We start from the raw sequence: 24,249 nt of genomic DNA, 5'->3' as shown, positions 1-24,249 counted from the left end.
TCAGTCCGCGTCTTCCAGGACGCCGTCGATCGGCCGGGACTCCACCACGATCAGGTTCTCGACGTGCGTGATGCCCGGCGCGTCCGCGGCGGCGCGCGCCGCCGACTCCCGCTGCAGCCAGCTTGCGACGGTGCCGCTCAGCGTGGCTTCGGCTCCGGCGACCGCGACGTTGATGTGACGGGCATCGATGTTGGCATTGCGGTGCAGCGCCTGCACGATCCGATGGCGCACGTCGCGTTCGACGGCGCGAGGTGCGACGGTGATGTGGTTCATCACGTTGCGCACGCCGCGAACGTGGCGCACCGCCTTCTCCGCGTCGCGCTGCTGATACACCCAAGCCACCTTGCCGGTCAGCGTGACGCACCCGTTGTGCACGGCGGCCTGCACGCCCCGCGGAATCGTGCTGCGCAGCTCCAGCGCGCGAACGACGTCCGCCGCGATATCGGGATCGGTCCGCTCGAGTCTCAGCCGCACCTCGACGTCGTTGGCGACGGCCCGGACGCCGCGCACCCGCTTGGCGGCACGCTCGGCGGCGAGCTTCCCTGAATACGTGCCGATGAAGCCGGTGAGCGTGACGACGCCGCCCTTTGCCGCCACGCCCACGCCGCCCGCGTCGACCTCGGGATCCCACTCCAACTGGCGCATCACCGCGTCTCGCGTGCGGGCATCAGTGTCGGTCATGCTTGCGGTCGACATCTTTCGCCTCCATCCAAAAAGCCGGCGAGACGGGGAGCGCAAGCGGTGTGCCCGCGGGGAACGCGTCAAATCCGCGAGGATCCACGCGGCACGCCGGGCGAAATCCCGCGCCGGAGAGGAAAAATCCGCCGTGCGCGTCAGGGGATCAGCACGGCCGCGCCGGAGAGACGTCCTGCCCGCAGGTCGTCCAGTGCCGCGTTGGCGTCCGCCAGCGGGTATGCCGTGACGTGCGTGTGTATCGGAATCTCCGCCGCCAGCCGCAGAAACCCCTCGGCATCGGCGCGCGTCAGGTTGGCCACGGATCGCACGATTCGCTCCTGCCACAGCACGCGATACGGGAACGAGGGAATGTCGCTCATGTGGATACCGGCGCAGACGACGGTGCCGCCGGGCTTCACGCGGGACAATGCTTCCGGTACGAGGTGGCCGGCCGGCGCGAAGATGAGCGCGCTGTCCAGCCGCACGGGCGGCGGTTCGTTCGAAGGTCCGGCCCACGCGGCGCCGACCTCGCGCGCGAAACGCATGGCGGCATCGTCGCCCGGAGACACGAAGGCGTACACTGCACGGCCCTGTCGTACCGCAACCTGCGTGATGACGTGCGCGGCAGCGCCGAAGCCGTAAATGCCGATCCGCGCGCCCGGCCCCGCCATTCGATACGCGCGGTAGCCAATCAGCCCGGCGCAGAGCAGCGGCGCGGCGTGCCGGTCGTCATACGCGTCGGGAAGGGCAAAACAGTACCGGGCGTCCGCGATCGTGCGTTCCGCATACCCGCCGTGGATGTCGTATCCGGTGAACCGCGCGCGCGGACACAGGTTCTCCCGCTGCGCCCTGCAGAACTCGCACTCGCCGCACGACCATCCGAGCCACGGTATCCCGACGCGGTCGCCCGGAACGAACGCCTCGACGTTCTCACCCACCGCCTCGACACGCCCGACGATCTCGTGGCCGGGCACGATCGGCAGCGCCGGAACGGGCAGGTCGCCGTCGACGACATGCAGATCCGTTCGGCAGACGCCGCAGGCCAGCACCCGGACCGCCACTGACGACGGACCGGGTGCGTCCGACTCGAGGTCGACGGCTTCGACCCTGCCGAGCCCCCGTTGCCGCAATGCCATGGCACGCATGGATGTCCTCCATCATGCGCCGCCGCACCGCTTCGTGGAAAACGCCCCGGTGTGCGGGGAGAATTCCGCGCGCCCGGCGCCGCTCATCAGCTCGAACAGCCGCGCGCGGTCGCGACGCACAGGCACTGTGCTTGCACATTTGCCGATCACCATGCAGTTGGAGCACGGACCGCGGCGTGCCGGCTTCGCCGATCGCCGGCAAGCCGGGGCGGCGCTCGCTGAACTGCTGAAGCAGTTCGCCGGCAGGAAGGACGTCGACGTGCTGGCCCTCCCCCGCGGCGGCGTCCCCGTCGGCTACGAAGTGGCGCGCGCGTTGGGCGCCCGGCTCGACGTCTTCGTCGTGAGGAAGCTCGGAATGCCGGGTCACTCGGAGCTCGCGATGGGCGCAATCGCGAGCGGTGACGTCCGGGTCATGAATCAGGACGTACTCCAGGCGTATCCGGTCTCCGCCTCGGCCATCGAGGCGGTGACGCGCGCCGAGCGGCTGGAGCTGGATCGCCGCGAGCGCGCCTATCGCGACGGACGGCCGCTCGTGCCGATCGCCGGACGCATCGTCATTCTCGTCGACGACGGTCTGGCGACCGGTTCGACGATGCACGCCGCGGTGCTCGCGGTGCGGCGGCTGCAGCCGGCGCGCGTGGTCGTCGCGGTGCCGGTCGGCGCGAGGCAGACCTGCGACGCGCTGCGCGGGATCGCGGACGAGGTCGTCTGCGCCTCCACTCCGGAGCCGTTCAGAGCGGTCGGCCTGTGGTACGGCGACTTCGCGCAGACGACGGACGAGGAGGTCCGCCAGCTTCTCGCGCGCGCCAGCGCCGGCTCGCCGGCTCCCGCCGGACGGAGCGCGTGATGCGGGACGCCGCGATCGCCGACGTCGTGCGGCGCCACGCGATGCGCGTGGATGTCGAGACCGCGGCGCGGGCGCTGATCGAGGCCGTCGATGCAACGGTCACGCTGGTCCTGATCGGCGAGGCCACGCACGGCACGCACGAGTTCTACCGGATCCGCGCCGATCTCACCCGGGCGCTCGTCCAACAGCGCGGCTTCACGTGCGTCGCCGTCGAGGCGGACTGGCCCGATGCCTACCGCGCGAACCGCTGGGTTCGCCTGACGGGCGAAGACGAGACCGCTGAGCAGGCGCTCGACGACTTCACGCGCTTCCCGCGGTGGATGTGGCGGAATCGTGAAGTGGTGCGGTTCCTCCGCTGGCTCCGCGCCGAAAACGCCGACCGCCCCGGCGACGCGCGCGTCGGCTTCTATGGACTGGATCTGTACAGCCTCCACCGCTCGATGGCGCGCGTCATCGAGTACCTCGAGGCGGTCGACCCGGGCGCGGCGGCGCGCGCGCGGCACGGCTACGCGTGCTTCGATGCGTTCGGCGACGACGTGCAGTCGTACGGGTACGCCGCGACCCTCCGTCTCGGCCCGACGTGCGAGGACGAAGTCGTTCGACAACTGGTGCAGCTGAGGCAGCGGGCGGCAGAGTACGCCGCCCGCGACGGCCGCATCGCCGCCGACGAGTACTTCGCCGCGGAGCAGAACGCGCGCGTCGTCTGCGACGCTGAAGCCTACTACCGGGCGATGTTCCGCGGCGGCGCCGCGGCGTGGAATCTGCGCGACCGCCACATGATGGCCACGCTCGAAGCCCTGTTCGAGCATGCGGCGCGGCAGCAGCGGCCGGCGCGAATCGTCGTCTGGGCGCACAACTCCCATCTCGGCGACGCGCGCGCCACCAGCGTCGCCGCGCGGGGCGAGTTGAACCTGGGCCAGCTCGCCCGCGAACGCCTCGGCGGCGCCTGCTGCTCGATCGGCATGACCACGCACGACGGCGAGGTCACCGCCGCACACGAGTGGGACGATCCTGCCGCGCTCCGTGTCGTGCAGCGTTCGCTGCCGGGAAGCTACGAACGCCTGTTTCACGAGAGCGGCGTCGGTACGTTCGTGCTGCCCCTTGCGCCGCCAGACGTGAGGCACGCCCTCGCCGGCCCGCGGCTCGAACGCGCCATCGGCGTCCTCTACCGCCCCGAGACCGAGCGTCCGAGCCACTACTTCTCCGCGCGGCTGCCCGAGCAGTTCGACGTGGTGGTGCACGTCGATCGCACGCGCGCCCTCGAGCCTCTCGAGAAGTGGGCGCGGCACGAGGTGGACCTGCCGGAAACCTACCCGACGGGAGTTTGACATGCGCGAGCCAACGGCCATCCGAACGACGCCGGTGCAGCTTCGGGCCGGAGCGGTGCTGATCGACGGCGACCTGACGATGCCCGAACGGGCCCTCGGGCTGGTCGTCTTCGCACACGGCAGCGGCAGCAGCCGATTCAGCTCGCGCAATCGGACCGTTGCACAGACGCTCGAGGATGGAGGGTTCGCGACCCTGCTGCTGGACCTGCTGACCCGCCGGGAGGAGGCGATCGATCTGCAGACGCGCGAGTACCGGTTCGACATCGACCGGCTGGCGCAGCGGGTCGTCGCGGCGATCGATTGGTCCGCGACACAGCCCGCCCTGTCGGCGCTGCCGCTCGCCTGCTTCGGCGCGAGCACGGGAGCCGCGGCCGCGCTGATCGCAGCGGCCGAGCGGCCCAACGCCGTACGCGCGGTGATCTCGCGCGGCGGCAGGCCGGACCTCGCCGGAGACGCCCTGCCGCAGGTTCAGGCGCCGACGCTGCTGATCGTCGGCGGCGCCGACGACGTGGTGATCGATCTCAATCGCCAGGCGATGCGGCGCATGCGGGCGCCGGTGTCGCTCGAGATCGTGCCCGGCGCGACGCACCTGTTCGAAGAGCCGGGCACGCTTCAGGCGGTTTCGCGGCTGGCGCTCGCCTGGTGCCATTGCCATCTGAGGAGCACGCGCTCATGAGCATTCGAGAAGTACCGCCGGACGGCTGGCGCTCGTTCCTCGAGCGGTTCAGCGGCGAGCATCGCGGGTGGCGGGCCACCATTCACGGCGTCGAACGAGGGTTCGCCGTCACACGGGTGCCGTCCGAGGCGATCAAGGCCATCACGCTCGAGCGCCACGGTCCGTACGCGATGATGCGGCTGACCTTCCTCAACGGCGTATCGCTGTGCGCGCCGGGCGCGCGTGCGCTGCGCGTGCAGCAGACCGTCGACGGCGCGGACCGCGCCCTGGAAATCGAATTGAACGACGGAGCGTTCATTCGGGTCGCCTTCCGCGCCGCGGCCCGGCCGGAACAGGTCGACGGGATTGCACCCGCCGAACTGGCTGACGAGGTGTGGGTCCTGCTCTGACGCGTGCTCCGGTCGCGCCGGAGAGGATCGACGTATGAACACGCAGCCTCTTGGCAGCATCCGGTTGACCGAGAAGCAGACGCCGTGGTCCACCATCCGCAAGCGCGGCGACGGCCCCGGGGTGGTGCCGAACATGCGGGACTACGAACGCGCCTGGATGGAGTTCGGGTGGGACGAGGCGCGCCGCCGGCTGGACGGCCTTCCCGGCGGCGCAGGTCTCAACATCGCGCACGAGGCGGTGGATCGCCACACCGCCGCCCTGCACGGCAACCGGCTGGCGCTGCGCTGGATCGGCCGGACCGGCGAGCGCCGCGATTTCTCGTACGACGATCTCCGCGATGCGACCAGCCGTTTTGCCAACGTGCTCAAGCGGCTCGGCGCCGGCGCCGGCGACGTCGTCGCAACGCTGGCCGGCCGCATCCCGCCGCTCTACATCGCAGCGCTCGGCACGCTCAAGAACCGCAGCGTCTACACGCCGCTGTTCTCGGCATTCGGACCGGAGCCGATTGTCTCGCGGATGACGATCGCCCGGGCACGCGTGCTGGTGACCACCGACACGCTGTACCGAAAGAAGGTGGAGCCGGTCCGCAACCGGATGCCCGCGCTCGAGCACGTGCTCCTGGTGCGCGAGTCGACGGCGCCCTTGCCCGCCGCCACGCTCGACTTCCACGCGCTGCTCGCCGGGGCGAGCGGCGACTTCACCATTGCTCCCACCGATCCTCAGGACGTCGCGCTGCTCCACTTCACGAGCGGCACGACCGGCTCGCCGAAAGGCGCGCTGCACGTGCACGACGCGGTCGTCGCCCACCACGAAACCGCGCGTCTCGCGCTCGATTTTCATCCCGGCGATCGCTTCTGGTGCACCGCCGACCCTGGATGGGTCACCGGGACGTCGTACGGCATCATCGCGCCGCTGACGCATGGCCTGACGATGATCGCCGACGAAGCGGAGTTCGATACCGAGCGCTGGTACCGGATCCTCGAGGACGAGCGCGTCACCGTCTGGTACACCGCGCCGACGGCGATCCGCATGCTGCTGAAAGCGGGGACGGCGATCGCGCGGCGGCACGACTTGCGCAGCCTGCGCTTTCTCGGAAGCGTCGGGGAGCCGCTCAACCCGGAAGCGGTCGCCTGGGGCCTCGACGCCTTCGGCCAGCCGTTCCATGACAACTGGTGGCAGACCGAGACCGGCGGCATCATGATCGCGAACTTCGCTGCCATGGACATCCGGCCGGGATCGATGGGGCGTCCGCTGCCGGGCGTCGAAGCGGCCATCGTTCAGCGCAACGACGACGGCACGGTCACCGAGATCGCGGAACCCGACGTCCAGGGGCAGCTGGCGCTGCGTCCGGGCTGGCCCTCGATGTTCCGCGGGTATCTCGGCGACGAGGAGCGGTACCGCGACTGCTTCGCGGGCGGGTTCTATCTCACCGGCGACCTCGCCCAGCGCGACGCCGACGGATACTACTGGTTCGTCGGCCGCGCCGGCGACGTGATCAAGTCGTCGGGGCACCTGATCGGGCCGTTCGAAGTCGAGAGTGCGCTGCTCGAGCACGAGGCGGTGGCAGAGGCGGGGGTGATTGGCAAGCCGGATCCGATCGCGGGCGAAATCGTGAAGGCTTTCGTGTCGCTGAAGCCCGGCTTCACCGGCGACGAGGAGCTGCGCCGCTCGATCCTGGCGTGCGCGCGCATCCGTCTCGGAGCGGTGGTCGCGCCGAAGGAGATCGCCTTCATCTCAAGCGTTCCGAAAACCAGATCCGGCAAGATCATGCGCCGGCTGCTCAAGGCGCGCGAGCTGGGACTTCCCGAAGGGGACACCTCGACGCTGGAGCCGGCGCCATGACCGGCACGCTCGACGCGGTTCGCGCGCAACACCTGCTGCGCGAGATGCTGCGCATCCGGCGCTTCGAGGAGAAGTGCGCGGAACTGTACAGCGCCGGCAAGATCCGCGGCTTCCTGCACCTCTACATCGGCGAGGAGGCGGTCGCCGCGGGCGCGATGCAGGCGCTGGCGGCCGACGACGCCGTCGTCGCCACCTACCGCGAGCACGGCCACGCGCTGGCGCGCGGCATCCCGGCCGAGGCGCTGATGGCCGAGATGTTCGGCAAGCAGGAGGGCTGCAGCCGCGGCCGCGGCGGATCGATGCACGTATTCGACGCGGCGACGCGCTTCTATGGCGGAAACGCGATCGTCGGCGGCGGACTTCCCATCGCCGTCGGCCTCGCCCTGGCGGACGCATACCTTGGCCGGCAGCGGGTGACCGCCTGTTTCTTCGGCGACGGCGCCACCGCGGAAGGCGAGTTTCACGAGTCGATGAACCTTGCGGCCCTGTGGCGGCTGCCGGTCCTGTTCCTCTGCGAGAACAACCTGTACGCCATGGGCACCCGGATCGAACGCGCGCTGTCGCAAACGGACTTGACTGCGAAGGCGCGCACCTATGGAATGCCGGCCGAGTGCGTCGACGGCATGGACGTCCTCGCCGTCGAGCGGGCCGCCCGGCAGGCGGCGGACGCGGTGAGGGGCGGGGGCGGCCCGTTCTTCCTCGAGTGCCGCACCTATCGCTTCCGTGCCCATTCGATGTTCGACGCGGAGCTCTATCGCGACAAGGCGGAGGTCGAGGACTGGAAGAAGCGCGATCCGATTGCGCTGCTGCGGACGACCCTCGAAGCCGCAGCGATCGTCGACGAGGCCGCGGCGGCGCGCCTGGACGGCGAGGTACAGCGCGAGATCGCGCGTGCCGTCGAGTTCGCGGACGCAGGCTCGTGGGAACCCGTCGAGCAGCTGACCCGCGACGTCTACACGCCGGCGGCGGAGAAGGCTCATGGCTTCGCCGCCAGCTGACCGCGTCACGTACCGGGAGGCGGTGCGGGAGGCGATTCGAGAAGCGCTGCTGCGCGACCCGCGCGTCTTCCTGATGGGCGAGGACGTCGGCCGCTACGGCGGGGCGTATGCGGTGAGCAAGGGCCTCCTCGCCGAGTTCGGTCCCGAGCGGATCCGTGATACGCCGCTGTCCGAGTCCACGTTCGTCGGCGCCGGCATCGGCGCCGCGCTCGGCGGCACGCGGCCGATCGTCGAAGTGATGACGGTGAACTTCAGCCTCCTGGCGCTCGACCAGATCGTCAACAACGCGGCGACGATTCGCCACATGTCGGGCGGCGGCTTCAGCGTGCCGCTGGTCATCCGCATGGCCACCGGCGCCGGACGACAGCTCGCGGCCCAGCACGCGCACAGCCTCGAGGGATGGTTCGCGCACGTGCCCGGCCTGCGAATCGTCACGCCCGCCACGATCGAGGACGCGCGCGGCATGCTCTGGACCGCGCTGGAGAATCCCGATCCGGTGCTGATCTTCGAGCACCAGGCGCTCTACAACCTGGAAGGGGAGCTTCCGGCCGGCGCCGGCGCGGTTGACATCGACCGTGCCGCGGTGCGCCGGCCCGGACGCGACGTGACGCTCGTCACCTACGGCGGCACGCTGGTCAAGACGCTGGCGGCGGCGGAGACGCTCGCCGGCGAGAACATCCACGCCGAGGTGATCGACCTGAGGACGCTGCGGCCGCTCGACATGGACACGGTGCTCGCGTCCGTGCGCAAGACGCGGCGCGTCGTCGTCGTGGACGAGGGCTGGCGGAGCGGAAGCCTCGCGGGCGAGATTCTCGCGCGGATTGCCGAATCCGCGTTCTACGATCTCGATGCGCCGGTGAGGCGCGTCTGCTCGGCGGAAGTGCCAATCCCCTACCCCAAGCACCTCGAAGACGCCGCGCTCCCGCAGCCCGCGGCGGTGGTCGAGGCGGTTCGGGCGCTCGTCCCCGCCGGCGCCGCCGCATGATCGAGTTCCGCATGCCGTCGCTCGGCGCCGACATGGAAGCGGGAACGCTCGTCGAATGGGTGAAGAAGCCGGGCGATCCCGTGGCCCGCGGCGACATCATCGCGGTGGTCGACACCGAGAAGGGCGCGATCGAGATCGAGGTTTTCGACGCCGGCGTGATTGAGAGCACGGTGGTGGAACCCGGCGCGAAGGTGCCGGTGGGCACGCTGCTGGCCGTCATCCGCGCGCCAGGAGAAGGCCCGGGCGCGCCGGCGGCTGGCGCCGCGGCGTCGGCGGCGGCCCCGCAGCCGCCGTCAGCCGCCGCCCCGAGCCCCGCCGCAGCGATTGTCACGCGCGCGCGGGTCTCTCCCGCCGCGCGCAAACGCGCCGGCGAGCTCCAGGTGGACGTCGGCGCGATCGAGGCGAGCGGGCCGGACGGATCGATCACCGTCGCCGACGTCGAACGCGCGGCAGCTCGACGGCGGGCGCCGGCCGCGCCGGCCGATCGCGCTACCTCCATGCGGGGCGCGATTGGCGCAGCGATGGCGCGCGCAAAGCGCGAGATCCCGCACCTCTACCTCACGACCACGGTGGATCTGTCCCGTTCGCTCGCCTGGCTGACCGCGGAGAACCAGCGACGGGCGGTCGCGGATCGGCTGCTGCCCGTCGTACTGTTCATCAAGGCGGCCGCGCGGGCATGCGTCGAGGTCCCCGCCGTGAACGGCTTCTGGACGGAGAGCGGATTCACCGCCGGCGCCGGCGTGCACATCGGCTGCGCCATCGCGCTTCGCGGGGGCGGTCTCGTCGCGCCGGCGTTGCACGATGTCGACCGGAAGCCGCTCGACGTGCTGGCGCGCGAGCTCGCCGACCTGGTCAAGCGGGCGCGAGCCGGCGGGCTGCGCAGCTCGGAGATGAGCGACGCGACGATCACGGTGACGAACCTCGGCGATCTCGGCGTCGAGTCGGCCTACGCGATCATCCATCCGCCGCAGGTGGCGATCCTCGCCGTCGGCCGCGTCGTCGAACGGCCGTGGGTGGCAGAGGGACGCATCGAGCCCCGGTCCGTCGTGTCGATGAGCGTGTCGGCGGATCATCGCGCGACCGACGGCCGCGAGGCGGGTCTGTTCCTGGCCGCAATCGACCGGGCGCTGCAGGCGCCGGAGTCGTTGTGACGCGCGAGGCGATTCGGGACGCGGTCGTGAAGGCGCTCACCAGCGTCGCCCCGGAGATCGATCCGTCGTCACTGACGCCGGACGGCGAGTTCCGCCAGCAGGTCGATCTCGACTCGATGGACTTCCTGAACTTCGTCATCGCGCTGCACGCGAGTCTCGGCGTCGACGTGCCGGAGGCGGACTATCCCAAGCTCGCCTCGATGAATGCGACCGTGAACTATCTGGCCGCGCGCGTGGGGAGCGGCTGATCCGGTCCGACGGCCGCAGCGCATCCGGCGAGTGCCGCGCATCGAGAACGGACTGACGCAGTCGAATCGTCACTGCGCCAGTCCGCCGCGATCAGATCAGGACATCCGTCAGCCGAGCAGGCCTGCGAGCACCCTGCTGATCTGCCAGAGCAGCGTTTGAACGGCAGTGGGCGCCGGTCGTGGACCGCCCAGCACGTCCGAGAGGCTGCACAGCAGATCGCCGAGCAGGCCGCCGCCGGGGATCGCGGTGATCGTCACCGTGACCGGCCCGTTGTTGCAGTTGTCGAGGATGACTTCGAGGCCCAGCAGATTGAGCTGCACCGGACCCAGCGAGAGATCCAGCACGGTGCACGACGCCGCAATCGCTCCGGTCGGCTCGGATCCGACGGAGTTCGCCGTGACCGCGTCGAGGGCGCCGTTCAGCAGCGAGGTAATCCCGTTGAGGAAACGCGGCAGATTGCCCTGAGCCTCCAGAAGCGCCAGGATGTCGTTCAGCGGTACGCCTTGCTGCAGCAGGTTGGCGACCGAGCACAGTAAGTCCCCGAGCAGACCGCCGCCGTCATACGCGGTGACTTCGAGACAGATCGGACTCGTCTGCACACGAAGTCCGAGCAGGTTCAGATCGATCGGGCCAAGGCTGAGGTCGAGGATCGGACACGCCTGGCCGGCCGGCGCGGCCTGGCTCGCCAGATTGACGACGGAAGTGAAAGGGTTGGTCCCGACGAGACCCTCGGCAATCAACTGCCCATTCTGGACGGTGACGCGACTGATATCGATCTGGACGACGTTGAAGTTCTGCGGTACGCGTTGAGACCGCTGGGCAAACGCGTCGGTGCTGCTCAACAGGAGTGAAGCGAGCACCGCACACGCACTTAGAGCATTCTTGAGACTAATCCGGCCCGTGGGGGTCATCTGGTTCTCCTCGGGCGCAAGGCACAGCTCCGGTCGGCTGTTCCGCGCCCACAGCAGGGTGCGGTCTACTCGGAGCAAGAACGCAGACGTGGAGCGTTCCGGGGCGTCGGACGTGATCAGTTCTTCTTCGGCAGGAACCACTCGCGCGGCAATGCCTGGTCCGGCACGGGCCGGAGCGGCGGCGGGGCCGGCTCGCTCCACTCGTGCCCGCACTGGCCGCAGCGGAACGTTTCGACTTCCGGACTCTGCGGGATGACGCGCCGTCCGCTGGACGATGCACACGCCGGGCAGACGGGCGGAAAGACCAGCATCGCGCTACGTGGCGGCGGGGCCGCGGCCTCCCGCCGCAATGCAGGACTTCACCACATCGACCAGTTTATCCGGTGAGACGGGTTTTCGCAGCACGCACGCCGCATCGATGTCGTCATGCGAGCCGGGCATTCCAGTCACGATGATCACCGGTACGTGCCGCGTGTGCGCATGCGCGGCGATTTCCTGGCGCACGCTCATGCCGCTCAGGCGCGGCAGGCCGAGATCCAGGATCACGGCGTCGGGCGTCTGGGCGTCGATGACGTGGAGGGCGTCGAGGCCATCGCCGGCCTCGAGCACGTCGAAGCCGGCGAGCGCCAGGACCGCGCGGAACATGCGGCGCAAATCGGCATCGTCTTCGACGATGAGAACGGTCTTCACTGCGGACAGAGTATTGCACGATTCGTGACGTCCTTAACTCGACCGTAGGGAGACGCGCGTCACTCGACGTCACGCAGCTGCGATTGCTCTTCCATGACGGTGTCCTTCGGCAGCGTGTCCTCCGGCGGGTGTCCGGACTGGCGCACCATCTCGATCAGCGCCAGGGTCATGGCGACGACGACGGGTCCGAGAATCAGGCCGAGGACGCCGAACACCTGCAGGCCGCCGAGCACGGCGAAGAAGATGAGCAGCTCGTGGAGCGACGCGCGGCGGCCGACCAGCCGCGGGGAGAGAATGTTGTCGATCCCGCCGATGACCAGCACTCCCCAGACGACGAGCACCACGGCCTGGGTGATCGCGCCGGTGAGCGCGAGATAGAGCGCCGCCGGCACCCACACGAGGAACGCCCCGGCCATCGGGATCATCGACAGGAAGAACATCACCACGCCCCACAGCAGCGGCGACGGCAGGCCGAGCACCCAGAAGATGAACGTCCCCAGCGTGCCCTGGATGGCGGCGATCGCCAGGACGCCGTAGACGGTCGCGCCGATCACCTCCTTGGTGCGGGTGATGATGTCCTGCCACTGCACCCGCTCGAGCGGCACCGTCTCGTAGGTCGCCTGCCGGATGCGCTCGCCGTCGCGGAAGAAGTAGAAGAGCGTGAAGATGACCAGCAGGGTCTGCGTGACGGCGCCGACGGCGCCGCCGACGACCATGAGCGTGCTCGCCGCGAGCGTGGTGCCCCAGGTCTGCATCCGCTCGGCCAGGAACTTCCGCGCCAGCTCCCGATCGAGCTGGATGTCGACGTACTGGCCGGCCCAGTCGATCAGGCGGGTCACGACCGCCGGCACCGGGATGTTCCAGCTGTGGTCCGGCGCCTGGAACGACTGCGCCACCTGCGTCAGCTCCCGCACGACGGCGACGGTGATGAAGGTCACGGGCAGCAGGATGAAGAGGACGACGAGCAGGGTGGAGAGCGCCGCCGCGAGGGTGGGCCGCCGTGTCTGGGCGCGGATGCGCCAGTGCATCGGGTAGAAGACGACGGCCAGCACCGCGGCCCACATCAGCACGTTCAGGAACGGCTGGAACATCAGCCAGCAGACGTAGAGCGCGATCAGCAGCCCGGCGATCAGGGCGACGAAGCCCGACATAGGCGTCAAGGGTAGCCTGCGGCGGGCGGATTTGACATCAGCCCGTCTATTCTGATATTTCTGTTGTAACAGAAATGACTGACACATCGAAACACGGGGGCCTCACCCCCATTCAGCAGCGGTTCATCCTCCACTGGGGGGAGATGGGCGCCCGCTGGGGCATCAACCGCACCGTCGCCCAGGTGCATGCCCTGCTGTTTCTCTCCCCCCGTCCGCTCCATGCCGAGGACATCGCCACCACGCTCGGCGTCGCCCGGTCGAACGTCAGCACCAGCCTGCGCGAGCTGCAGGGCTGGGGAATCGTCCGCGTCACGCACCTGCTCGGCGACCGGCGCGATCACTTCGAGAGCCTCAAGGACGTCTGGGAGATGTTCCGCATCATCGTCGACGAGCGGAAGAAGCGCGAGACCGATCCGGTCCTCGCGATGCTGCGGGAGGCGGCGGGCGAGGCGAAGAAGCCCGGCGCCGCCGACGCCTACACGCGCGAGCGGCTCGGCGACATGCTCCAGTTCTTCGAGCAGATGACGAGCTGGGTCGAGCAGACGCGCAAGCTGCCCACCGCCGCGCTCGTCCGGATGGTCAAGGCCGGCGACAAGATCGCCAGGATGTTCGGATGATGGCCGCCGCCGTCGCCGCAGTGTGGCTGATACACGGCCTCTACAACAAGCTGCTCGGCGGATCGCCGCGCCACCTGGCGATCGTGCAGTCCGTTCCGGGGCTCGACGGCGAGACCGGCCGCGGCGTCCTGCTCCTCGTCGGCCTCTGCGAGGTGGCGATCGCAGGGTGGATTCTGTCGAAGCGCGCCCCGCGCACCTGCGCCGCCGCGCAGACAGGGCTGCTCCTCTCGATGAACGCGCTCGAACTGACCTACGCCCGCGACCTCCTGATCTGGCCGGCTGGCCTCCTGCCGATCAACGCGCTGTTTCTCGCCGCGGCGTGGACGGCGGCCGGCTGGCGCGGGCCGCGGCGGCTGCGGGCGAGGCTCGCCCGGCATCCGCTCCCGATCGACGCCCATTTCCGCGAGTGCCTGTCGCTGACCTACGCGCTGCCCGCCGAGGTGCTGCGGCCGCTGCTGCCGCCCGGTCTCGAGCTCGAAACGGTGAACGGCTCCGGCTTTCTCGCCGTGGCGCTCGTGCAGGCCGAAGCGCTGCGCCCCTCTCCGCTGCCCGCCGCGGCGGGCCAGGACTTCTTCCTCGCCGGCTATCGCGTGTTCGCGCGCTTCCGCACCAGGAGCGGACGGTCGCTGCGCGGCCTGCGCATTCTGCGCAGCGACACCGATCGCCGGCCGATGGTGGTCGCCGGCAACCTGCTGACCCACTACAAGTACCACCGCTGCACGGCGGCGCTGCGCCGCCGTGGCGATGCGCTCGACATCGAGGTCCGCACTCCCGACGGCCGCGGCGACCTGCGGATCACCGCGCATCCCTCGCAACACCGGCTGCCCCCCGGATCGCCGTTCGCGTCGACGCGCGAGGCCGGGCGCTTTGCCGGACCGCTGCCGTTCACGTTCGACTACGAGCCCGACACGCACGCGATCGTCGCGGTCCAGGCGTCGCGGACCAGCTGGCGCCCCGCGGCGATTGCCGTCGACGTCGAACGCCTGGCCTTCTTCGATCAGGCGCCGTTCCGGGGCTGCACGCCGCGGCTGGCCGCCGCCTTCCACGTCGCCGACGTCGACTATCACTGGCATCGGGGAGTACGCCATGCGCTTTGAACAGATCGTCCGCTTCAACTGGCCGTACTACGCCGCAGCCGGCGGCGGCGTCGCCGCGGCGCTCGTCGCCGCGCCGCGGGCGCCGTTCGCGTGGATGCGCTACGCCATCATCGGCGGCGCGGCGATCGTGGCGGCGTGGCTGATCGCGTCGCTGGTCGTCTCGTGGATCGTCTACGACCGCTCGCGCCTGATGGACTGGGACTGGGTGCTGCAGGCGCTCGGCTTCACGCCGTCGGCCTGGATCAACCTGCACGCCGGCCACGATCCCGCCAGCCCGGCGCTGCAGCGGATCTTCCCGGGCGCCCGCGGCCGCGTGTTCGACATCTACGACCCGCGGGAGATGCCGGAGTCGTCGATCGCGATCGCGCGCAGGCTGGCCGATCGCGCGGTGCCGGCCGAACCGGCCGACTACCGGCACCTGCCGCTGACCAAAGGAACGATCGACGCCGCGATGCTGCTGCTGTCAGCGCACGAGTTGAGGAGCGACGCCGCGCGGAGCGCGCTCTTCGCCGAACTGCGCCGCGTCCTCGGCCCCGGCGGCCGCGTCGTCGTGGCGGAGCACCTGCGCGACTGGGCGAACTTCCTCGCCTTCGGTCCGGGATGTCTCCACTTCCACTCGCGGCGGACGTGGCTGCGCTGCTTCTCGCGGCACCGCTTCGACGTGCACCGCGAGTTCTCGATCACGCCGTTCGTCCGGATCTTCGTCCTCAGGAGACTGACATGACGCCCGATCCCATGCTGGTCTTTCACCTCCGCACCGTCGGGGTGCTGATGGCGCTGCTCGCGGCGGTGAACCTGTTCGTGCCCGGCCGCTTCAACTGGCGCGAGGAGCTGGCGCGCGTCTCGCTGCTCAACCGCCAGATCTTTCAGGCGCACACGGTGTTCATCGTCCTGGTCATCGCGCTGATGTCGGCGCTGCTCCTGTTCTGCGCGGAAGCGCTGCTCGAGCCGACGCGCCTGAGCCGCGCCGTGCTGCTCGGCCTGACCGTCTTCTGGGGGCTGCGGATGTTGATGCAGTGGTTCTTCTACTCGCCGGAGGTCTGGCGCGGGAATCGCCTGCACACCGTCCTGCACGGCGTGTTTTCCCTCGGCTGGATCTATGTGACGGCAGTCTGCGGCATGGCCCTGCGCGCGATTTCGTAACGACGGATCTGACGGCCCGATCACATTACGGTATGTCCCGAGAAAGCGCTTGACTCGGGCAACCGGCCCGCGCGCACACTAGGAGCACACCCCCGGCGACCTCGACTCCCGTGAGAGGCTCGCATGACTGGCTCGCGCGCATCGGCGTGCTCGTCGACGCTGCTGGTATTCCTGCTCGGCACGGCAACGATCGCGGCGCAACCACCGGCGCCGGCGCAGGTGCCGCGCGCGCGCGTGCTGGTCGAACTGCGCACGCCCGACCCGTATCAGCCCGAAGCGCGGCTGGGCAGCGCCACCGCGGTTGCGGCGCAGCGGCGCGCGATCGAGGCAGCCGCCGATCGGCTGCTGACACGGCTCGCCGGCGCCGGCCATCGCGTCGTGCGGCGCTACCAGACCGTGCCGTTCCTCGCGCTGGAAGTGACACCCGGCGGCCGGACCGCGCTCCAGCGCGCCGCCGAAGTGGTCCGGGTGCTCGACGACGAGATCGTCCGGCCCGTGCTGGCGCAGAGCGTGCCGCTCGTCCAAGGGGACCAGGCGTGGGCCGCCGGGTACGACGGCAGCGGCACGACGATCGCGGTCCTCGATACCGGCGTCGACGCGCAGCATCCCTTCCTGGGCGGGCGCGTCGTCGCCGAAGCCTGCTTCTCGAGCACCGTGCCCGGCGTGAGCCAGACGACATGTCCCAACGGGGGCGAGGTGCAGGTCGGACCGGGCGCCGCGGCGCCGTGCTCGCTGGCGGACTGCCTCCACGGCACGCACGTCGCCGGCATCGCCGCCGGCAGCGGCTCGAGCGCAGGCGTGCCCTACTCCGGGGTCGCGCGCAATGCCCGCGTCATGGCCATCCAGGTCTTTTCCGTGGTCACCAGCGCCACCAGCTGCGGCGGCGCCGCTCCGTGCGCCGGCGCCTTCTCGTCCGACATCATCGCGGGCCTCGAGTACGTCTACAGCGCGCCGGCCGCGCTGAACGTCGCGGCCGTGAACATGAGCCTCGGCAGCACCACCTACGCCTCGTTCTGCGACGATCAACCGTACAAGCCGGCGATCGACAACCTGCGCGCGATCGGGATCGCGAGCGTCGTCGCGTCCGGCAACAGCTTCGCCGGCAACGCGATCTCCTCGCCGGCGTGCATTTCGTCGGCGATCAGCGTCGGCGCGACCACCAAGACCGACGAGGTCGCGTTCTTCTCGAACGTCGCGCCGTTCATTTCGCTCTTCGCCCCCGGCGAAGCGATTCGATCCTCGGTTCCCGGAGCCGGCTTCAGCGAGCTGAGCGGCACGTCGATGGCGGCGCCGCACGTCGCCGGCGCGTGGGCGATCGTCCGGCAGGCGGCGCCCGGCAGGAGCGTCAGCGCGGTGCTCTCGGCGCTGCGATCGACCGGACGGCCGATCACCGATTCACGATGGTGGAGCGTCGGCAGCACCGCGCCGCGAATCAACATCCTCGAGGCGCTCGCGACCCTGGTGCCGATCACCAACCCGGTGCCCGTCATCTCCTCGTTCTCTCCGGCGCGGCTGCGTGCCGGGATCTCGCCGGTCACCCTCACCGTGAACGGCGCCAGCTTCAACGCGTTCTCGGTGGTGTTGTGGAACGGGTCGCCCAGACCGACGACGGTGGTGAGCACGACGCAGTTGACGGCGCTGATTTCGCCGTCCGATCTCACCGCCGCGGCGTCGGCGCAGGTTGCAGTCAGGACGCCGTCGCCGGGAGGCGGCACGACCGCGTCCCTCACCGTTCCGATCGATCCACCGCCATCTCTGGTCCCGAATCGGCTGGCGGTCGCGCCCGGCGCCCAGGTGACCGTGACGCTGGCGAACGGATACGGCGGGTCGGGCGACTGGCTGTCGTTCGCCCCGGCCACGGCGGCCAACTCGAGTTATCAGACGTTCACATATGTCGGCGCCGGCGTCACCACGCGCACCTGGACGGTCACCGCGCCGGCGACGCTCGGCACCTACGAGTTCCGGCTGTTCCTCGACAACAGCTACACCCGCGTTGCGACCAGCGCCCCGGTGGTCGTCGACGTGGGGCAGAACCCGCAGCCATCGATCGCGTCGCTCAGTCCCGCGAGCGTGGCGGCGACGAGTCCCGCCTTCACGCTGACGGTGAACGGCGCGGATTTCGTCACCGGCAGCGTCGTCCTCTGGAACGGAACGCCGCGGCCGACGACGTTCGTGAGCGCCACCCAGGTGCGCGCCGCCATCGACGCCGCGGACGTCGCCGTGGTGGGCCAGTCGTCGGTGGCCGTCTCCAGTCCTGCGCCGGGCGGCGGCGTGTCGAACGCGCTCCCGTTCTCGGCGACGCCGCCGGCGGTGTTGACCGTGAGCGCGACGACGGTGGCGCCGGGGTCGAGCGTGACGGTGACGCTGACGAACGCGCCGGGCGGCGCCTACGACTGGCTCGCGCTGGCGCCGACCTCGGCGGCGAACAGCAGCTACGTGACGTTCACGTATGTCGGCGCCGGCGTCACGTCGCGCACGTGGACGGTGTCGATGCCGGCGACGGCCGGCACGTACGAGTTCCGCCTGTTCCTGAACAACGGGTATACGCGGGCGGGAACCAGTCCCCCGGTCACCGTGTCGGCGGCGGTGAACCCGGCGCCGGCGGCAACGTCCCTGAGTCCCGCGCGCGCGAGCGCGGGCTCCGCCGGCTTCACCCTCACGGTCAACGGCACGAACTTCGTCGCCGCATCCGAGGTGCGGTGGAACGGCGCGCCGCGCGCGACGACGTTCGTCAGCGCGACGCAGCTGCGGGCGTCGATCCCGGCGGCGGACATCGCGGTTCCGTCCACCGCGCAGGTGACGGTGTTCTCGCCTGCGCCGGGCGGCGGCACGTCGGCGCCGCTCGCCTTCACGATCGCCCCCCCGCCGACGCTGACGGTGAGCGCGACCACGGTCGCGCGCGGGACGCCGGTTACGGTGACGCTGACGGACGGACTGGGCGGGCTGTATGACTGGCTGTCGTTCGCGCCGGTAACCGCCGCGAATTCCAGCTTCGTCACGTTCGTCTACGTCGGCGGCGGCATCACCTCGCGGACGTGGACCGTGACCGCACCGTCCACGCCGGGGACCTACGAGTTCCGCCTGTTCCTGAACAACGGCTACACGCGCGCGGCGACGAGCGTGCCGGTGATCGTGCAGTAACAGCTCGCCCGACGGGCCGGCGCGGGGGATCCGCCGGATTCGTAATCCGATTGCAGATCTGTCGGACCGGGCCCGGCAGATCTCTGCAAGTACCTGACAACGCGGCGTTACCGTCTGGCGTGGATCTTGTGAACGTGGCCGCCGCGACATGGAATCCACCGTTGCCCAGGTGATCGCCGTCCCCGCGGCGGCCACGCGCCGCCGCTCGCGGGCGCTCGTGGCGGTCTTCAGCACCACGATCTTCCTCAGCGCCTTCCTGATGTTCATCGTCGAACCGATGATCGCGAGGATGGTGCTGCCGCTGCTCGGCGGCGCGGCGGCGGTGTGGACGACGTGCCTGGTGTTCTTCCAGGCGGTGCTGCTCTGCGGCTATGGCTACGCGCACGGCGCGACCACGCTGCTCGGCCCGCGCCGGCATGCGGTGCTGCACATCGGCGTCGTCCTGCTGCCGCTGCTCTTCCTCCCGGTGGGTCTCGGGGCCAGCACGCCGCCGGCGACCGACAACCCGGCGGGCTGGCTGCTGCTGACGCTCCTCACGTCGATCGGGCTGCCGTTCTTCGCGCTGTCGACCAGCGCCGCGGTACTGCAGAAGTGGTACTCGGTCACGGACGATCACCGATCGAGCGATCCGTATTTTCTCTACGCCGCCAGCAACCTCGGGAGCTTCGCGGCGCTGATCGCCTATCCGCTGCTGGTGGAACGAACGCTGCGGCTCCAGCAGCAGGCGCAGCTGTGGACGGTGGGGTACGCGATGCTCGCGCTGCTGACGATCGCCTGCGCCCTCCCGGTGTGGCGCCGCGGCAGCCACGCCGCGGCGGCCGTCGCCGCGAGCGCAGCCCGGGCGGCCGAGCCGATCGCGTGGAGCCGCCGCGCGCGCTGGACGGTCCTGGCGTTCGTGCCGTCGAGCCTGCTGCTCGCGGTCACCAGCTACATGTCCACCGACGTCGCGTCGGTGCCGCTGCTGTGGATGGTGCCGCTCTGCGTCTATCTCGGCACCTTCATCGTGGCGTTCAGTCCCGGTGCGGCGCGCGCCCGGGCCCTGGGCTCGCGGTTCATGCCGCTCTCCGTCATCGCGCTGGCGCTGCTCCTCGTCGCGCAGATGAGCCGTCCGATCGCGCTGGTGATCCCGCTGCACCTGATCGTGTTCGGCATCATTGCGCTCGCGTGCCACGGTGAGCTGGCGGACGACCGGCCGAACCCGTCGCGGCTGACGGAGTTCTATTTCTGGATCTCGCTCGGCGGCATGCTCGGCGGCCTGTTCAACGCGCTGCTCGCCCCCGTGCTCTTCACCGGTATTGTCGAATACCCGCTGGTGCTGGTGGTGGCGTGCCTGGTGCGGCGCGCGCCGGCGCCGCCGAAGGCGTCGTGGATGGCGGACGCCGCGTGGATCGCCGCCGTCGGCGCGCTGGCGGTGGGCTCGGTATGGCTGAACGGGCTGTTCGGATCGATGTCGCGCTTCCTGATCATCGGCGCGTCGATCCCTGCGCTGCTCGCGTTCGGGCAGCAGCGCCGTCCCCTGCGCTTCGCCGGCTGCGTCGCCGTGCTGCTGTTGTCGGGCGCGCTGGTGCAGAGCCGGTTCGGGCGCGCCGTCTACGCCGATCGCACGTTCTTCGGCGTCTACCGCGTGCGCGTCGACGAGAAGCTCAATTACCGGTTCATGTTCCACGGGCCGACCCTTCACGGGATGCAGAGCATGGATCCGGCGCGCCGCCGGGTCTCGCTCAGCTACTTCCACAAGAGCGGCCCGATCGGTCAGGTGTTCGACGCAGTGCCCAATGCGGCCGCCGCGAGCGAGGTGGCGGTGGTCGGCCTCGGCGTGGGCTCGCTGGCGAGCTATGCAGGGCCGTCGCAGCGCTGGACCATCTACGAGATCGATCCGGCGGTCGAAGACGTCGCGCGGAACCCGGCGTTCTTCACCTATCTCGAGGACTGCGGCGCGCGGTGCACCGTGGTGATCGGCGACGCGCGCGTGTCACTGGGCCGCGCCAGACCCGGACAGTTCGGGGTGCTGATCCTGGACGCGTTCAGCTCGGACGCGATCCCGATGCACCTGCTCACGCGTGAGGCGCTGTCGCTCTACCTGTCGCGGCTGGCGCCGAACGGCATCATCGCGCTGCACATCTCGAATCTCCACCTGTCCCTGAGCCCGGTGCTCGGACGGCTGGCGGCGGATCAGGGGCTCGCGGTGCTGCGCCAGAGCGAGCCCGCGACGGCCGGGTCGCTGGCCGAGGGCAAGTTCCCCTCGGAGTGGATGGTGATCGCGCGCAGTCCGGCGGATCTCGGTTCGCTGGTCAACGACCCGCGGTGGCAGCCGCCGGTCGTCCGCGCCGGGACGCCGCTCTGGACGGACGACTTCTCCAACATTCTCAGCGTGCTGCGGTAGCCGGACTGGCCGGCGATCAGGACGTCACGGCGTCATCGTCCAGAACTCGCCGGTGAGCCCGACGGACGCGAACGCGTCGGTGGCGTCCTGCGGCGTGCGGCGGCGCCAGTCCGGGTGCATTCGATCCGCGTACCACGCCCGGGCGAGCGCCCAGGTCTGCTCCAGCGTGAGAACCGCGCCGCGCGGCAGCCGCCGTTTCACCAGCCAGGCGTCGAGGTGCTCTTCGGAACTGAAGAGCAGAATCGTCGCTCACGTGTAGCCGACGTCGTCCCACCAGCGCCACGGCGGCAGCGCAAAATGGACGACGCCGCGCGTTTCCGTCACCGCGCCGTTCGCAATCTTGCGCTCGAGCACGCCGCCGCAGTCCGGGCAGGTGGTGAAGATGCGCGCGTCGATGCCGAGCATTGCCGGCACGCCGAACGCGTCCCAGGCGCAATTGGCGTAGTAGGCGCGGCCGCCGGCGATGACCGTGAACGCCGTCTGCATGTTCGAGAACGGCATCGCCATCCACACGGTGTGCGATCCGGGGCGGAGGACGAGGACCTTCGCGTCGGCCAGCTCGCGATACGCGGCGGTGATCTCCGCCTCGGGGCGCGCCAGCGCGGCCGCGGTATCCGCCGTCGACGGCGCGGCGGAGGTCTCGATCAGCTGGTTGTAGATATAGAGGCGGACGTCCCGGATCAGGGCGGTCATGGGCCGGCCGGAATTCTAGCAAAGGCTGAGCTTGCGTTCGGGCCGGTCCGCCGCCAAGACTGGAGGGGACCTGGAGCGCCTATGCCCGGCATGACCGCCTGCCCGTTCTGCCAGTCGAACCGGATCCGCGCGCGGCTTCCGATCCATGGCCTCCACGAATACGAGTGCGAGGCGTGCGAGCGCAGCTGGCTCGTCGCCCGTCCGAAGCGGCAGGCGAAGATCGTCGATTTCCCGCGCCCGGTCGCGCGACCGCGCAAGCGCGCCGGCGACGGCGGTCCGCGCTAGCGGATCGTGTGCAGCTCGTCGAACCCTTCGGCGAGCGACGGCGCCACCAGGCGCTTGGCGCTGGCGAAGATCGCCACCTTCGGCACTTTCGCACGCCCCTCCCTCCGCTCGTTGCGCGCGACGGCATCGCGCGGCGTCACCTCGAGGTAATAGCCGATGACGCGCGCGCCGTACTCGCGGGCGATGGCGATGATCGCCGCGCGATCGGCAGGCGTCACGTTCGTGTTGTCCACGAGCGCCGGGCGGCCGGCGGAGAACGCCGCGCGGAGCGCCGCATCCTGGCGCGCCTGCTTGTCACGCGCGCCCGGCGGAAAGGCGTCCTTGCTGATGTAGACGTGCCCGGGAAATCGCGCGCGCGCGAAGGTCGACTTGCCGGCGCCGGGGAGCCCGACGAGGATGACGCATTCCGTCGCGCCCGCCGGCGGGTCCGGACTAGTGGTCACCGCCGAGGCGATACCGGCCGAGCCGCGTCAGCAGCGTGGCCTTGAGATCCGCCTCGGACATGGCCGCGGTGAGATCGACGTCGGCGTCGGCCACCGCGTCGAGCAGCGCGCGGATCAATTGCGCGCGGCTGATCGCCGCGCCGCTCTGCGCGCGGATGTTCGCCGCCAGCCGATCGAGGAACACGATCTGCCGGTTGAAGAGGACCACCGTGACCTTCGTCCAGGCTTCTTCGTGCACTGGAGGGCGTCCGGGCCGGCGTCCGTGCGCTGGACGCGCGCTGGGACGCGTCGGCGTGAAAATATCCTGACTGCTCTTCCCGCCGTTTCCCTTGCGCGCACGCACCATGGTTCCCCCGGATTCCGCCCGCCCGGTCCGGCATTGCTGCCGCCCTTAAATCCCGTAACGAGATGCTGCTGGGTCGGCCCGTATTCAACACGAAAAACGGCACTTACTTCAAGCTCAACTTTACGGGCAAGAGCAATGCGGTAATTATTCCGCCCCTAATGGCACGGCGGCGCGGCGCGTCACCCCCGCACCGGCGCCGGGAGCCGCTGCAGCAGCTCGCCGGCCAGCCGCCGGAACGCATCGGCGGCGGCGGATTTGGGGGCGGCCTCGAAGATCGTCTGACGCCGGGCCGGGGCATCGTTCAGCGCCGCCGCCCACGGCAGCTCGGTGTGGAACACGCGATCGCGGAATTCGGCGCGAAGCCGCTCCGCCAGCTCGCGGCTCGGCTTCCGCTGCGTGTCGATCCCGTTCACGATGAATCCGAGCACGCGCGCCCTGGCGCCCATGCGCGCGCGCACCCGCTCGATCGAGCCGAGCAGCAGCTCGAGCGCATCCAGCGCCAGCGCCTCCGCCGACACCGGCACCACGATCGTCTCCGCGGCGAAGATCGCGTTGATTGCCAGCAGCGAAAAGCCGGGCGGGCAATCGAGCACGACGAGGTCGTAGTCGCCGTCGAGCGCCGCCAGCGCGCGGCGCAGCGCCAGTTCGCGGCCGCGGACGTTGCACAGCGACACGTCGACATTGGCCAGCTCGATCGACCCTGGCAGAAGATCGAGGTTGGCGGTGCTGGTGTGACGGATCGCCTTGGGGATGGGATACTTGTCCAGCAGGCACGAGGCAACCGACGGCGTCAGATGCCGGCGCGGCACGCCGAGCCACAGCGAGGACGAGGCCTGGCTGTCGAGATCGACGAGCAGCACGCGGCGGCGTGCGGTGGCGAGCGCGGCGGCGAGGTTGACGGCGATCGTGGACTTTCCGACGCCTCCCTTGCTGTTCAGAACGGCGATGACCACGGGAGATCTTTCCGGCATTCTATCCACAAATGCCAGGTGCCGCGCGCGCGTGCCACGCGGGCGGTTGTGCAATGCGGGCGCCAGCCACGTCCCCGCGAGGCGCGGATTTG

27 protein-coding genes are annotated in these 24,249 nt (G+C 70.2%); 16 read left to right on the top strand and 11 right to left on the bottom strand.

Annotated elements, in window-relative coordinates:
- Both VFK57_19915 and VFK57_19910 read right to left on the bottom strand, forming a co-directional pair.
- Complete coding sequence (locus VFK57_19915) at positions 1-681, bottom strand: BON domain-containing protein (protein HET7697991.1); 681 nt, start codon at positions 679-681, stop codon at positions 1-3.
- Between the two features lie 152 nt (positions 682-833).
- Positions 834-1,820 carry a zinc-dependent alcohol dehydrogenase family protein gene (locus VFK57_19910; GenBank protein ID HET7697990.1) on the bottom strand — a complete coding sequence of 329 codons (987 nt, stop codon included), beginning with the start codon at positions 1,818-1,820 and terminating at the stop codon, positions 834-836.
- Between the two features lie 151 nt (positions 1,821-1,971).
- Here VFK57_19910 and VFK57_19905 point away from each other — a divergent pair, with 151 nt between their 5' ends.
- The 9 genes from VFK57_19905 to VFK57_19865 are packed head-to-tail and all read left to right on the top strand — an operon-like array spanning position 1,972 to position 10,285.
- On the top strand, positions 1,972-2,667 hold the full coding sequence (locus VFK57_19905; protein ID HET7697989.1) for a phosphoribosyltransferase: 696 nt from the start codon (positions 1,972-1,974) through the stop codon (positions 2,665-2,667).
- A complete protein-coding gene (locus tag VFK57_19900) occupies positions 2,667-3,995 on the top strand; it encodes an erythromycin esterase family protein (GenBank protein HET7697988.1) in 1,329 nt (442 codons plus the stop codon). Before VFK57_19905 ends, VFK57_19900 begins: the two co-directional genes overlap by 1 nt.
- 1 nt (position 3,996) lies before the next feature.
- Positions 3,997-4,671 carry an alpha/beta family hydrolase gene (locus VFK57_19895; GenBank protein ID HET7697987.1) on the top strand — a complete coding sequence of 225 codons (675 nt, stop codon included), beginning with the start codon at positions 3,997-3,999 and terminating at the stop codon, positions 4,669-4,671.
- Positions 4,668-5,060: a hypothetical protein gene (locus tag VFK57_19890; GenBank protein ID HET7697986.1), complete on the top strand. Its 393-nt coding sequence runs from the start codon at positions 4,668-4,670 to the stop codon at positions 5,058-5,060. Before VFK57_19895 ends, VFK57_19890 begins: the two co-directional genes overlap by 4 nt.
- Positions 5,061-5,094: 34 nt before the next feature.
- Positions 5,095-6,903, top strand: coding sequence for an acetate--CoA ligase (gene acsA / locus VFK57_19885; protein ID HET7697985.1), 1,809 nt, complete (start codon positions 5,095-5,097; stop codon positions 6,901-6,903).
- The gene (gene pdhA, locus VFK57_19880; GenBank protein HET7697984.1) at positions 6,900-7,901 is read left to right on the top strand and encodes a pyruvate dehydrogenase (acetyl-transferring) E1 component subunit alpha; all 1,002 of its coding nucleotides are present in this window, start codon (positions 6,900-6,902) and stop codon (positions 7,899-7,901) included. The genes acsA and pdhA overlap by 4 nt, the downstream gene beginning before the upstream one ends.
- Positions 7,882-8,886: an alpha-ketoacid dehydrogenase subunit beta gene (locus VFK57_19875; GenBank protein ID HET7697983.1), complete on the top strand. Its 1,005-nt coding sequence runs from the start codon at positions 7,882-7,884 to the stop codon at positions 8,884-8,886. Before pdhA ends, VFK57_19875 begins: the two co-directional genes overlap by 20 nt.
- Positions 8,883-10,037 (top strand): dihydrolipoamide acetyltransferase family protein, encoded by a 1,155-nt coding sequence (locus VFK57_19870; GenBank protein HET7697982.1) that lies wholly within the window; start codon positions 8,883-8,885, stop codon positions 10,035-10,037. The genes VFK57_19875 and VFK57_19870 overlap by 4 nt, the downstream gene beginning before the upstream one ends.
- A complete protein-coding gene (locus tag VFK57_19865) occupies positions 10,034-10,285 on the top strand; it encodes a phosphopantetheine-binding protein (GenBank protein HET7697981.1) in 252 nt (83 codons plus the stop codon). Before VFK57_19870 ends, VFK57_19865 begins: the two co-directional genes overlap by 4 nt.
- Before the next feature lie 108 nt (positions 10,286-10,393).
- Here VFK57_19865 and VFK57_19860 read toward each other — a convergent pair whose 3' ends face one another.
- The 4 genes from VFK57_19860 to VFK57_19845 are packed head-to-tail and all read right to left on the bottom strand — an operon-like array spanning position 10,394 to position 13,038.
- Entirely contained in the window at positions 10,394-11,338 is a 945-nt protein-coding gene (locus VFK57_19860; protein HET7697980.1) for a hypothetical protein, read from the bottom strand.
- The gene (locus VFK57_19855) at positions 11,314-11,508 is read right to left on the bottom strand and encodes a hypothetical protein (protein ID HET7697979.1); all 195 of its coding nucleotides are present in this window, start codon (positions 11,506-11,508) and stop codon (positions 11,314-11,316) included. The genes VFK57_19860 and VFK57_19855 overlap by 25 nt, the downstream gene beginning before the upstream one ends.
- A 4-nt stretch (positions 11,509-11,512) precedes the next feature.
- Complete coding sequence (locus VFK57_19850; protein ID HET7697978.1) at positions 11,513-11,887, bottom strand: response regulator; 375 nt, start codon at positions 11,885-11,887, stop codon at positions 11,513-11,515.
- Positions 11,888-11,946: 59 nt separating this feature from the next.
- Positions 11,947-13,038, bottom strand: a complete 1,092-nt coding sequence (locus VFK57_19845; GenBank protein HET7697977.1) for an AI-2E family transporter — start codon at positions 13,036-13,038, stop codon at positions 11,947-11,949.
- 74 nt (positions 13,039-13,112) lie between these two features.
- Between VFK57_19845 and VFK57_19840 the strand changes: the two genes are divergently transcribed.
- The 6 genes from VFK57_19840 (at position 13,113) to VFK57_19815 (ending at position 21,419) form a co-directional block, all read left to right on the top strand.
- Complete coding sequence (locus VFK57_19840) at positions 13,113-13,655, top strand: MarR family transcriptional regulator (GenBank protein HET7697976.1); 543 nt, start codon at positions 13,113-13,115, stop codon at positions 13,653-13,655.
- Positions 13,655-14,752, top strand: coding sequence for a DUF2071 domain-containing protein (locus VFK57_19835; GenBank protein ID HET7697975.1), 1,098 nt, complete (start codon positions 13,655-13,657; stop codon positions 14,750-14,752). Before VFK57_19840 ends, VFK57_19835 begins: the two co-directional genes overlap by 1 nt.
- Complete coding sequence (locus tag VFK57_19830; GenBank protein ID HET7697974.1) at positions 14,742-15,476, top strand: class I SAM-dependent methyltransferase; 735 nt, start codon at positions 14,742-14,744, stop codon at positions 15,474-15,476. The genes VFK57_19835 and VFK57_19830 overlap by 11 nt, the downstream gene beginning before the upstream one ends.
- The gene (locus tag VFK57_19825) at positions 15,473-15,895 is read left to right on the top strand and encodes a hypothetical protein (protein HET7697973.1); all 423 of its coding nucleotides are present in this window, start codon (positions 15,473-15,475) and stop codon (positions 15,893-15,895) included. Before VFK57_19830 ends, VFK57_19825 begins: the two co-directional genes overlap by 4 nt.
- Positions 15,896-16,018: 123 nt before the next feature.
- A complete protein-coding gene (locus VFK57_19820; protein HET7697972.1) occupies positions 16,019-19,036 on the top strand; it encodes a S8 family serine peptidase in 3,018 nt (1,005 codons plus the stop codon).
- A gap of 148 nt (positions 19,037-19,184) precedes the next feature.
- The gene (locus tag VFK57_19815) at positions 19,185-21,419 is read left to right on the top strand and encodes a fused MFS/spermidine synthase (GenBank protein HET7697971.1); all 2,235 of its coding nucleotides are present in this window, start codon (positions 19,185-19,187) and stop codon (positions 21,417-21,419) included.
- 24 nt (positions 21,420-21,443) lie between these two features.
- Here VFK57_19815 and VFK57_19810 read toward each other — a convergent pair whose 3' ends face one another.
- Together VFK57_19810 and merB are read right to left on the bottom strand one after the other, a co-directional pair.
- Positions 21,444-21,620, bottom strand: a complete 177-nt coding sequence (locus tag VFK57_19810) for a hypothetical protein (GenBank protein ID HET7697970.1) — start codon at positions 21,618-21,620, stop codon at positions 21,444-21,446.
- Between the two features lie 48 nt (positions 21,621-21,668).
- Entirely contained in the window at positions 21,669-22,112 is a 444-nt protein-coding gene (merB, locus tag VFK57_19805) for an organomercurial lyase (GenBank protein HET7697969.1), read from the bottom strand.
- 81 nt (positions 22,113-22,193) lie between these two features.
- Here merB and VFK57_19800 point away from each other — a divergent pair, with 81 nt between their 5' ends.
- The gene (locus VFK57_19800; GenBank protein HET7697968.1) at positions 22,194-22,397 is read left to right on the top strand and encodes a hypothetical protein; all 204 of its coding nucleotides are present in this window, start codon (positions 22,194-22,196) and stop codon (positions 22,395-22,397) included.
- Here VFK57_19800 and VFK57_19795 read toward each other — a convergent pair.
- The 3 genes from VFK57_19795 to VFK57_19785 all read right to left on the bottom strand — a co-directional run bounded on the left by VFK57_19795 (position 22,394) and on the right by VFK57_19785 (position 24,139).
- The gene (locus VFK57_19795) at positions 22,394-22,840 is read right to left on the bottom strand and encodes an ATP-binding protein (GenBank protein HET7697967.1); all 447 of its coding nucleotides are present in this window, start codon (positions 22,838-22,840) and stop codon (positions 22,394-22,396) included. The genes VFK57_19800 and VFK57_19795 overlap by 4 nt on opposite strands.
- Positions 22,830-23,078 (bottom strand): hypothetical protein, encoded by a 249-nt coding sequence (locus tag VFK57_19790; GenBank protein HET7697966.1) that lies wholly within the window; start codon positions 23,076-23,078, stop codon positions 22,830-22,832. The genes VFK57_19795 and VFK57_19790 overlap by 11 nt, the downstream gene beginning before the upstream one ends.
- Positions 23,079-23,365: 287 nt before the next feature.
- A complete protein-coding gene (locus tag VFK57_19785) occupies positions 23,366-24,139 on the bottom strand; it encodes a ParA family protein (GenBank protein ID HET7697965.1) in 774 nt (257 codons plus the stop codon).
- Positions 24,140-24,249 lie beyond the last annotated feature (110 nt).

It is taken from the genome of Vicinamibacterales bacterium (assembly GCA_035699745.1).
Taxonomy (GTDB): domain Bacteria; phylum Acidobacteriota; class Vicinamibacteria; order Vicinamibacterales; family 2-12-FULL-66-21; genus JAICSD01.
The sequence above is the reverse complement of the archived record's forward strand: the minus strand, read 5'-3'. Positions and strand labels throughout refer to the sequence as shown.

Excerpts from the sequence above, each read along its gene's own strand:
- VFK57_19825 (HET7697973.1), top strand. The coding sequence starts at position 15,473 with ATGACGCCCGATCCCATGCTGGTCTTTCACCTCCGCACCGTCGGGGTG.
- VFK57_19915 (HET7697991.1), bottom strand. The coding sequence starts at position 681 with ATGACCGACACTGATGCCCGCACGCGAGACGCGGTGATGCGCCAGTTG.
- VFK57_19845 (HET7697977.1), bottom strand. The coding sequence starts at position 13,038 with ATGTCGGGCTTCGTCGCCCTGATCGCCGGGCTGCTGATCGCGCTCTAC.
- VFK57_19800 (HET7697968.1), top strand. The coding sequence starts at position 22,194 with ATGCCCGGCATGACCGCCTGCCCGTTCTGCCAGTCGAACCGGATCCGC.
- acsA (HET7697985.1), top strand. The coding sequence starts at position 5,095 with ATGAACACGCAGCCTCTTGGCAGCATCCGGTTGACCGAGAAGCAGACG.
- VFK57_19905 (HET7697989.1), top strand. The coding sequence starts at position 1,972 with ATGCAGTTGGAGCACGGACCGCGGCGTGCCGGCTTCGCCGATCGCCGG.
- VFK57_19890 (HET7697986.1), top strand. The coding sequence starts at position 4,668 with ATGAGCATTCGAGAAGTACCGCCGGACGGCTGGCGCTCGTTCCTCGAG.
- VFK57_19870 (HET7697982.1), top strand. The coding sequence starts at position 8,883 with ATGATCGAGTTCCGCATGCCGTCGCTCGGCGCCGACATGGAAGCGGGA.
- merB (HET7697969.1), bottom strand. The coding sequence starts at position 22,112 with ATGACCGCCCTGATCCGGGACGTCCGCCTCTATATCTACAACCAGCTG.
- VFK57_19875 (HET7697983.1), top strand. The coding sequence starts at position 7,882 with ATGGCTTCGCCGCCAGCTGACCGCGTCACGTACCGGGAGGCGGTGCGG.
- VFK57_19830 (HET7697974.1), top strand. The coding sequence starts at position 14,742 with ATGCGCTTTGAACAGATCGTCCGCTTCAACTGGCCGTACTACGCCGCA.
- VFK57_19895 (HET7697987.1), top strand. The coding sequence starts at position 3,997 with ATGCGCGAGCCAACGGCCATCCGAACGACGCCGGTGCAGCTTCGGGCC.
- VFK57_19820 (HET7697972.1), top strand. The coding sequence starts at position 16,019 with ATGACTGGCTCGCGCGCATCGGCGTGCTCGTCGACGCTGCTGGTATTC.
- pdhA (HET7697984.1), top strand. The coding sequence starts at position 6,900 with ATGACCGGCACGCTCGACGCGGTTCGCGCGCAACACCTGCTGCGCGAG.
- VFK57_19815 (HET7697971.1), top strand. The coding sequence starts at position 19,185 with ATGGAATCCACCGTTGCCCAGGTGATCGCCGTCCCCGCGGCGGCCACG.
- VFK57_19900 (HET7697988.1), top strand. The coding sequence starts at position 2,667 with ATGCGGGACGCCGCGATCGCCGACGTCGTGCGGCGCCACGCGATGCGC.
- VFK57_19855 (HET7697979.1), bottom strand. The coding sequence starts at position 11,508 with ATGCTGGTCTTTCCGCCCGTCTGCCCGGCGTGTGCATCGTCCAGCGGA.
- VFK57_19835 (HET7697975.1), top strand. The coding sequence starts at position 13,655 with ATGGCCGCCGCCGTCGCCGCAGTGTGGCTGATACACGGCCTCTACAAC.
- VFK57_19910 (HET7697990.1), bottom strand. The coding sequence starts at position 1,820 with ATGCGTGCCATGGCATTGCGGCAACGGGGGCTCGGCAGGGTCGAAGCC.
- VFK57_19840 (HET7697976.1), top strand. The coding sequence starts at position 13,113 with ATGACTGACACATCGAAACACGGGGGCCTCACCCCCATTCAGCAGCGG.